Here is a 2,009-nt window from a genome sequence, read left to right as displayed (position 1 = left end):
GATGATTTGGTAGGCGAACCAACCGAGGACTTTACCGTGAGTGGAACTGTGGTAAGTGGCAATACGTCCAATGCAAGTGATAGTGGCATAGTGACCATCACCGATAATGATACCCCAGCCTTTAGCATAGGCGATGTCACCGTTGCAGAAGACGCCGGTACGGCATCAGTACCAGTAAGTATCGACAATCCAAGCAGTGTAGATACGGTAGTGAGCATCACTACGGTGGACAACTCAGCGACCGATCCAGCGGATTATACCACTACGACAGTAACCGCGACGATTCCAGCAGGAGCAACGAGCGTAAACGTATCTATTCCAATCACCGATGATTTGGTAGGCGAGCCAACCGAGGACTTTACCGTGAGTGGAACTGTTACAAGTGGCAATACGTCCAATGCAAGTGATAGTGGCATAGTGACCATCACCGATAATGATACCCCAGGCTTTAGCATAGGCGATGTCACCGTTGCAGAAGACGCTGGCACGGCATCAGTACCAGTAAGTATCGACAATCCAAGCAGTGTGGATACGGTAGTGAGCATTACTACGGTGGATAACAGTGCAACCGATCCAGCGGATTATACCACCACGACAGTAACGGCAACGATTCCAGCGGGTCAGACTACAGTTAATGTATCTGTTCCAATCACCGATGATTTGGTAGGCGAACCAACCGAGGACTTTACCGTGAGTGGAACTGTGGTAAGTGGCAATACGTCCAATGCAAGTGATAGTGGCATAGTGACTATCACCGATAATGATACTCCAAGCTTTAGCATAGGCGATGTCACCGTTGCAGAAGACACCGGCACGGCATCAGTACCAGTAAGTATCGACAATCCAAGCAGTGTGGATACGGTAGTGAGCATCACTACGGTGGACAACTCAGCGACCGATCCAAATGATTATACCACCACGACAGTAACGGCGACGATTCCAGCGGGTCAGACTACAGTTAATGTATCTGTTCCAATCACCGATGATTTGGTAGGCGAACCAACCGAGGACTTTACCGTGAGTGGAACTGTGGTAAGTGGCAATACGTCCAATGCAAGTGATAGTGGCATAGTGACCATCACCGATAATGATACCCCAGCCTTCAGTATAGGCGATGTGACCGTTGCAGAAGACACCGGCACGGCATCAGTACCAGTAAGTATCGACAATCCAAGCAGTGTGGATACGGTAGTGAGCATCACTACAGTGGACAACTCAGCAACCGATCCAAATGATTATACCACCACGACAGTAACGGCGACGATTCCAGCGGGTCAGACTACAGTGAATGTATCTGTTCCAATCACCGATGATTTGGTAGGAGAGCCAACCGAGGACTTTACCGTAAGTGGAACTGTGGTAAGTGGCAACACAAGCAATGCAAGTGATAGTGGCATAGTAACCATCACCGATAATGATACCCCAGGCTTTAGCATAGGCGATGTCACCGTTGCAGAAGATGCTGGCACGGCATCAGTACCAGTAAGTATCGACAATCCAAGTAGTGTAGATACGGTAGTGAGCATCACTACGGTGGACAACTCAGCGACCGATCCAAAGGATTATACCACTACGACAGTAACCGCGACGATTCCAGCGGGTCAGACTACAGTTAATGTATCTGTTCCAATCACCGATGATTTGGTAGGAGAGCCAACCGAGGACTTTACCGTAAGTGGAACTGTGGTAAGTGGCAACACAAGTAATGCAAGTGATAGTGGCATAGTAACCATCACCGATAATGATACCCCAGGCTTTAGCATAGGCGATGTCACCGTTGCAGAAGACGCCGGCACGGTATCAGTACCAGTAAGTATCGACAATCCAAGCAGTGTGGATACGGTAGTGAGCATCACTACGGTGGACAACTCAGCAACCGATCCAAACGATTATACCACTACGACAGTAACGGCTACGATTCCAGCGGGTCAGACTACAGTAAACGTATCTGTTCCAATCACCGATGATTTGGTAGGCGAACCAACCGAGGACTTTACCGTAAGTGGAAC

At 48.9% G+C, this 2,009-nt stretch carries 1 protein-coding gene; it reads left to right on the top strand.

Annotated features, from left to right (window positions below; genetic code table 11):
* On the top strand, positions 1 to 2,009 hold a 2,009-nt coding region (locus C8N46_RS20015; RefSeq protein ID WP_211314519.1), incomplete at both ends, for a beta strand repeat-containing protein.

Source organism: Kordia periserrulae (assembly GCF_003054265.1).
In the GTDB taxonomy this organism is placed as follows: Bacteria; Bacteroidota; Bacteroidia; order Flavobacteriales; family Flavobacteriaceae; genus Kordia; species Kordia periserrulae.
The sequence above is the reverse complement of the archived record's forward strand: the minus strand, read 5'-3'. Positions and strand labels throughout refer to the sequence as shown.